The following is a 7,022-nucleotide window of genomic DNA, read 5'->3' as shown; positions in this document are numbered from 1 at the left end:
CGGCTCGTTCTGACGAGCCGACTCGACGAGATCTTGCGTCAGGACGAGCCGACTCGCGCCCGGGAGCAGGGCCGGAAAACACCGCCTCAACGCCACCCAGAAGTGGAAGCGCTCCCACACCAACAAAATCGTTACCCGCGCTCCTCTTGACACAGTCTTGTGAGGGCAATCACACTCTCCCTAGTCCCGAGAGTGGAAGCGCTCTCACTCCCCACACAGACGTGCAGGAGCACTCCCGTGTCCAACAACTCCAAGCCCTGGCACCGCCGGCCCAGAACCGCCCTGGCCGCATGCGCCGTCGCCTCTCTCGTCGCCGGCCTGACGGCCTGCGGTGGCGGTGACGGCGACGAGCAGTCCTCTCTCGGTAAGGACGACACGCTCACGATCACCACCTTCAGCGAGTTCGGCTACGACAAGCAGATCGAGAAGTGGAACGCCGACCCCGATCGTCCCTTCAAGATCAAGCAGACCAAGATCGCCGAGTGGGACACCTGGAAGGAGTCGATGACCAAGGCCCTCCAGGCCGGCACCGAGCTCCCCGACGTGATCGCGGTCGAGGGTGACGCGATGGCGGCGCTGGTCGCCGAGGGCGCGAACGAGCAGTTCGCCGACATCTCCGACCCCGAGCTCGACGACCGCTGGGTCGAATACGCCTACAAGGCCGGCCAGACCACCGACGGCAAGCAGATCGGCTATCCGACCGACATCGGCCCCGAGGCGATGTGCTACCGCGCCGACCTCTTCGAGAAGGCCGGCCTCCCGAGCGACCCGGCCGGTGCCGCAGCCCTCTTCAAGGACTGGGACACCTACTACAAGACCGGCGAGCAGTTCACCAAGAAGCTCCCCAAGACCAAGTGGTACGACGCCTCGGGCTCGGTCGCGCAGGCCATGCTCAACCAGGTCGAGTTCCCGTTCCAGACCGAGGACCAGAAGGTCGACGTCGAGAACGACGAGCTGAAGGCGGTCTACGACACGGTCACCAAGTACTCCCCGACCCTGTCCACCAGGGTCGTCCAGTGGGGCGAGGACTGGCAGGCGAACTTCACCAACGACGGCTTCGCGACGATGCCGTGCCCGGGCTGGATGTTCGCCAACATCAAGTCCTCCGCGCCGGACGTGAAGGGGTGGCGGATCGCTGACGCCTTCCCGGGCGGCGGCGGCAACTGGGGCGGCTCGTTCCTCGCGGTCCCGGCCAGCGGCGAGCACACCAAGGAGGCCCAGGAGGTCGCCAACTACCTGACCAACGCCGAGTCGCAGGTCTCCGCGTCCAAGGAGGCCGGCAACTTCCCGGGCAACCTCGAGGCGCAGAAGACCCTCCAGGCGGAGAACGCCGAAGACCCCTACTTCGGCAACGCCAAGACCACCGAGATCCTGACCAACCGCGCCGCTGCGGTCACGCCGGGCGTCCCGTTCAAGGGCGACAAGTACTCCGACGTACTCGGCCTCTTCCAGACCGCGATCCAGCGTGTCGACGAGGGTGAGGACCCGGAGAAGTCCTGGACGACCTTCGTCGGCGCCGTGGACAACCTCTGATCTGACGATGCTCAACAAATCTCCCCTGGCGAGCCGCTCGTCGCAGGGCCCCTCGGCCCTGCGGCAGCGGCTCAGCCGCTGGGACGTGAAGTACGCGCCGTACCTCTTCGTGGCGCCGTTCTTCATCGTCTTCGCGGCGATCGGCCTCTACCCGCTGCTCTACACCGGCTACCTGTCGTTCTTCTCCTGGCCGCGCTTCGGCGGCGCCGTCGGTGACCCGGTCGGCTGGGCCAACTACGTCCACGTCATCACCGACCCGGTCTTCCACAAGGCCCTGGTCAACACGGTCGCGATCTTCCTGCTCTCCTCGGTGCCGCAGGTGATCGTCGCGACGGTCATCGCCGCGCTCCTCGACACCAACCTGCGCGGACGCTCCTGGTGGCGGATGTCGGTCCTGCTGCCGTACGTCGTGGCCCCCGCCGCTGCCGCGCTCATCTGGAGCGCGATCTTCGCCGACAAGTCCGGGCTCGCCAACCAGCTGCTCGGCGTGATCGGCATCGATCCGATCGGCTGGCACACCGACCGCTTCGCCAGCTGGACGGCGATCGCGACCATGGTCAACTGGCGCTGGACCGGCTACAACACGCTGATCCTCCTGGCGGCGATGCAGGCGGTCTCCCGCGACCTCTACGAGTCCGCCTCCCTCGACGGGGCCAGCAGTGCACGGCAGTTCTGGAACGTCACCCTGCCGTCGATCCGCCCGACGATGATCTTCGTGATCGTCACCTCGACGATGGGCGGCCTGCAGATCTTCACCGAGCCGCGACTCTTCGACACCAACCTGCAGCACCAGGGCGGAGCCAACTACCAGTTCCAGACCCTGACGATGTACGTCTTCAACACCGCCAACAGCGCGACCGACCCCTATCCGCGGGCGGCCGCCGCGGCCTGGCTGCTGTTCCTGCTCATCGTCGGGATCGCCCTGCTCAACTTCCTGGTCACCCGCGCGATCCAGAACAGAGGTGCCCGATGAGTTCCAAGGTGCGCAGCATCAACAAGCCGGGCTTCCTGGTCTACGCGCTGCTCGCGGCGTTCGTCCTCGGCTCCGTCTTCCCCCTCTACTGGTCGTACGTCATGGGCACGGTCACCAAGGAGAGGACCCTCCAGTCGCCGCCCCCGCTCGTGCCCGGCGGTCACTTCATCGACAACGCCAAGCGCGTCTTCGACCAGATCGACTTCTGGTCGGCGCTGCTCAACTCGGTCATCGTCTCGAGCCTCGGCGCGCTGTCGGTGGTGGCGTTCTCCACGCTGGCGGGCTACGCGTTCGCGAAGCTGCGTTTCAAGGGGTCCAACACGCTGATGGCGTTCATCGTCATGACGCTGGCGGTCCCGACCCAGCTGGCGCTGGTGCCGATGCTGAAGCAGTTCAGCAACCTCGGCCTGGACGGCACCCTGGCGGCGGTCACGCTGCCGTGGCTGGTGACCGCGTTCGGGGTGTTCTTCATGCGGCAGTACCTCGTGGACGCGATCCCCGACGAGCTGATCGACGCGGCTCGCGTCGACGGCTGCTCTCAGATTCGCATCGTCTGGACCGTTGCCGTCCCGGCAGCACGTCCGGCGATGGCGATCTTGGCCCTGTTCACGTTCATGAGCGTCTGGACGGACTTCATGTGGCCCCTGCTGGTGCTGCAGAACTCCGACGTCCAGACCCTCCAGACCGCGCTCGACAAGCTCAAGATCGCACCCGGGCAGGGGCTGAGCGACCTCGCTCTGCTCCAGGCCGGGACCATCATGGCGACGATCCCGTTGCTGCTGTTGTTCATCGCCACCGGACGCCACCTGGTGTCCGGCATCATGCAAGGAGCCGTCAAAGGATGACCACCTCGACCCACCAGGGCCGCACCTTCCCCGAGAACTTCCTCTGGGGCGCAGCAACTGCGTCCTACCAGATCGAGGGAGCGGTCGACGAGGACGGACGTACGCCGAGCAACTGGGACACCTTCTCCCGTGTCCCCGGGGCGATCCTCAACGGCGACACCGGCGACGTGGCCTGCGACCACTACCACCGGATGCCCGAGGACGTCGCGCTGATGAAGCGGCTCAACCTCGCCTCGTACCGGTTCTCGACGGCGTGGCCGCGGATCCGCCCCGACGGCGGCAAGGTCAACGAGGCGGGGCTCGACTTCTACAGCCGGCTCGTGGACGAGCTGCTCGAGGCCGAGATCGCGCCGTGGATCACGCTCTACCACTGGGACCTGCCGCAGGCGCTGGAGGACCAGGGCGGCTGGACCAACCGCGACACCGCCTACCGGTTCGTGGAGTACGCCACGACCGTCTACGACGCGCTCTCCGACCGCGTCGACAACTGGACGACGCTGAACGAGCCGTGGTGCTCGGCGTTCCTCGGCTACTCCGGTGGCCAGCACGCACCCGGTCGCCAGGAGGGTGTCGCCGGCATCGTCGCGGCTCACCACCTCATGCTCGGGCACGGCCTGGTGGTCAACGAGCTGCGCCGCCGCGGCGCGACGCCGGAGAACGGGAAGTCCCTCGGCATCACCCTCAACCCGACGGTCGTCGACCCCTATGACGCCGACCGTCCCGAGGACGTCGACATGACCCGGCGGATCGACGGCCTGCACAACCGGGTCTTCCTCGACCCGCTCTTCCGGGGCACGTACGCCGACGACCTCGCCGCCGACACCGAGGGGCTGACCTTCCAGGGCCGGCCGTGGCAGGACTGGGTGCTCGAGGGGGACCTCGAGGTCATCTCCGCGCCGCTCGACGTGCTCGGGGTCAACTTCTACTTCGGCAACGCCATCGCGGCGGAGCCGTTCGAGATCGACCCCGACCAAGTGCTGGGCAGCCGGCTCGTCCACTCCGACCTGCCGCGGGGAAACCCCTACCCCGGTGCCGAGTTCGTCACCCCGCGCACAGGTCGCGCCACGACCGCCCGCGACTGGGAGATCGACCCGGTCTGGCTGACCCGTCTGCTGACCCGGCTCAGCGGCGAATACGGTGCCCCGCCGATCTACATCACCGAGAACGGCGCCTACTATGACGACGTGGTCGAGGACGGGGCAGTGCACGACACCGCCCGTCTCGACTACATCGACGAGCACCTGCGCGCGACCCTCGACGCGATCGAGCAGGGCGCGGACGTACGCGGCTACTTCGCCTGGTCCCTGCTCGACAACTTCGAGTGGAGCTACGGCTACGCGCACCGCTTCGGGATCGTGCACGTGGACTTCGAGACCCAGGTGCGCACCCTGAAGGACAGCGGCCTCTGGTTCGCCGATGTCGCCGCCAACAACCGGGTGCCGGCCCGCCCGTGAACATGCCCACGCTCGACGAGGTCGCTCGGCTGGCTGGTGTCAGCCGGGCGACCGCGTCGCGCGCCATCAACGGCGGCTCGCGGGTCTCGGCGAAGGCCGCCCAGGCCGTGGCCGAGGCCGTGCAGACGCTGGGCTACGTCCCCAACCCGGCTGCCCGCTCCCTGGTGACACGCCGGACCGAGACGGTCGCGATGGTCGTGCCGGAGTCGGACGAGCGCGTCTTCGCCGACCCGTTCTTCGCCCGCACCCTGCACGTGGTGACCCAGGTTCTCGCCCAGCGCGACCTGCAGGTGGTGCTGCTGATCGCCCAGCCGGGCGACGAGATGCAGCGCACCCTGCGCTACCTGCGTGGCGGGCACGTCGACGGCGCGATCGTCGTCTCCCACCACCGCAACGATGCTCTCGCCGACCATCTCGCGGCCATCGGGCTGCCGGCCGCGTTCATCGGCCGGCCGCTGACGGGCGCGGAGAAGGTCTTCTACACCGACCCCGACAACATCGCCGGCGCGCGCGAGGTCACCAACATCCTGATCGAGCGCGGCTGCCGCCGCATCGGCACCATCACCGGCCCCATCGACATGAGCGCCGGCACCGACCGGGCCGCCGGGTGGCGAGCCGCTCTCGACGCCGCCGGGCTCGCCACCGACGCGGTCGTGGAGGGCGACTTCACCGAGGACGGCGGCGAGGCCGCCTGCGAGATCCTGCTGCGCGACCACCCCGACATCGACGGCCTCATGGTCGCCTCCGACCTGATGGCCGCGGGCGCACTCCGTGTGCTCGGCCGGGCCGGCCGCCGCGTCCCCGACGACATCGCGGTCGTCGGCTACGACGACCTCGGCATCGCCGAGCGCACCATTCCCCCGCTCACCACGGTCAAGAACCCGATAGGAGACATGGCGAGGGAGGCCGTCCGGCTCCTCCTCGCCCAGCTCGACGGCACCACCACGATCCCGCGGCGGGTCGTCTTCGCGCCCGAGCTGGTGCGGCGTACGTCTGCCTGATCCGGGCCCGCCGACGAGCTCGGTCAGGCCTTGGCCACGATGCGGCCGCGAGCCTCGCCGAAGCCGATCCGGGCACCGTCCGCGCCGGGCGCGGTGGCGCTCAGGACGATCTCGTCGCCGTCCTCCAGGAAGGTGCGCGGGGCGCCGTTGACCTCGACCGGCTCGGTGCCGCCCCAGGTCAGCTCGATGAACGCGCCACGCTGGTCCTTGGCCGGGCCGGAGATGGTCCCGGAGGCGAACAGGTCACCGGTGCGGCTGGGGGCCCCGTTGACGGTCTGGTGGGCGAGCATCTGCGCGGGCGACCAGTACATGGCGGCGTACGGCGGGCGGGAGACGACCTGCCCGTTCCACTCCACCTCGACAGCGATGTCCAGCCCCCACGGACGCTGCATCTGCAGGTAGGGCAGGACCGCAGGCTCCTGGGTGGGGGTCGGGACCCGCGCGGCCTCCAGCGCGAGCAGCGGGACGACCCAGGGCGACACGGTCGAGGCGAACGACTTGCCGAGGTTCGGGCCGAGCGGGACGTACTCCCAGGCCTGGATGTCGCGTGCGGACCAGTCGTTGAACAGGACCACACCGAAGATGTGTCGTTCGGCCTCGTCGGCGGGGATGCTGGTGCCCATCGCGTTGCCGGTGCCCACGACGAATCCCAGCTCCGCCTCGATGTCGAGGCGGACGGACGGGCCGAAGACCGGGACCTCGTCGCCGGGACCCTTCCGCTGACCGGACGGGCGCACGATCTCGGTGCCGGAGACGACGATCGAGGAGGACCGGCCGTGATAGCCGACGGGCAGATGCTTCCAGTTCGGCATCAGCGGCTCGGCCGCCTCCGGGCGGAACAGCCGGCCGAGGTTGGCCGCGTGGTGCTCGGAGGCGTAGAAGTCGACGTAGTCGGCGACCTCGAACGGGAGGTGGAGCGTGACGTCGCGCAGCTCGTGGACCGCCTCGTCGGGCACGTCGCGCTGGATCCTCTCGGTGATCGCCCCGCGAACCTCGACCCAGCGCTCATGGCCCTGCGCCATGAACGGGTTGAGGCTGCCGGCGGCGAAGACGTCGTCGCCGAGCAGGAGGGCCAGGTCGACCACGTGCTCGCCCAGGCGTACGCCGACCCGGGGGTCCTGGCCGGGGACGGAGTAGACCCCGTAGGGGAGGTTGGCCAGGCCGAAGAGCGAGCCTTCGGAGATGCTGATGCTGGTCACGCGAGATCCTTCGGGTA

At 68.8% G+C, this 7,022-nt stretch carries 6 protein-coding genes; 5 read left to right on the top strand and 1 reads right to left on the bottom strand.

The window, feature by feature from the left end; all coding sequences use genetic code 11:
- Positions 1–237: 237 nt before the first annotated feature.
- Genes UG56_RS06000 through UG56_RS05980 form a run of 5 tightly spaced genes read left to right on the top strand, consistent with a single transcriptional unit; the run spans position 238 to position 5,806 of the window.
- Positions 238–1,533, top strand: coding sequence for an ABC transporter substrate-binding protein (locus UG56_RS06000; protein WP_045548366.1), 1,296 nt, complete (start codon positions 238–240; stop codon positions 1,531–1,533).
- Positions 1,534–1,540: 7 nt separating this feature from the next.
- Positions 1,541–2,506, top strand: coding sequence for a carbohydrate ABC transporter permease (locus UG56_RS05995; protein ID WP_045548367.1), 966 nt, complete (start codon positions 1,541–1,543; stop codon positions 2,504–2,506).
- Complete coding sequence (locus UG56_RS05990; protein ID WP_045548368.1) at positions 2,503–3,351, top strand: carbohydrate ABC transporter permease; 849 nt, start codon at positions 2,503–2,505, stop codon at positions 3,349–3,351. Before UG56_RS05995 ends, UG56_RS05990 begins: the two co-directional genes overlap by 4 nt.
- Positions 3,348–4,805 carry a glycoside hydrolase family 1 protein gene (locus UG56_RS05985; protein WP_045548369.1) on the top strand — a complete coding sequence of 486 codons (1,458 nt, stop codon included), beginning with the start codon at positions 3,348–3,350 and terminating at the stop codon, positions 4,803–4,805. Before UG56_RS05990 ends, UG56_RS05985 begins: the two co-directional genes overlap by 4 nt.
- 2 nt (positions 4,806–4,807) lie before the next feature.
- A complete protein-coding gene (locus tag UG56_RS05980) occupies positions 4,808–5,806 on the top strand; it encodes a LacI family DNA-binding transcriptional regulator (protein WP_045548378.1) in 999 nt (332 codons plus the stop codon).
- A 23-nt stretch (positions 5,807–5,829) separates the two neighbouring features.
- On the opposite strand, the gene fahA is transcribed toward UG56_RS05980, so the two are convergent.
- Positions 5,830–7,005 carry a fumarylacetoacetase gene (gene fahA, locus UG56_RS05975; RefSeq protein WP_045548370.1) on the bottom strand — a complete coding sequence of 392 codons (1,176 nt, stop codon included), beginning with the start codon at positions 7,003–7,005 and terminating at the stop codon, positions 5,830–5,832.
- Between the last annotated feature and the right edge of the window lie 17 nt (positions 7,006–7,022).

This window comes from Nocardioides luteus (genome assembly GCF_000960475.2).
Lineage (GTDB): Bacteria > Actinomycetota > Actinomycetes > Propionibacteriales > Nocardioidaceae > Nocardioides > Nocardioides luteus_A.
Note: the sequence above shows the minus strand (reverse complement) of the source record. Positions and strands in the feature narration are given on the sequence as shown.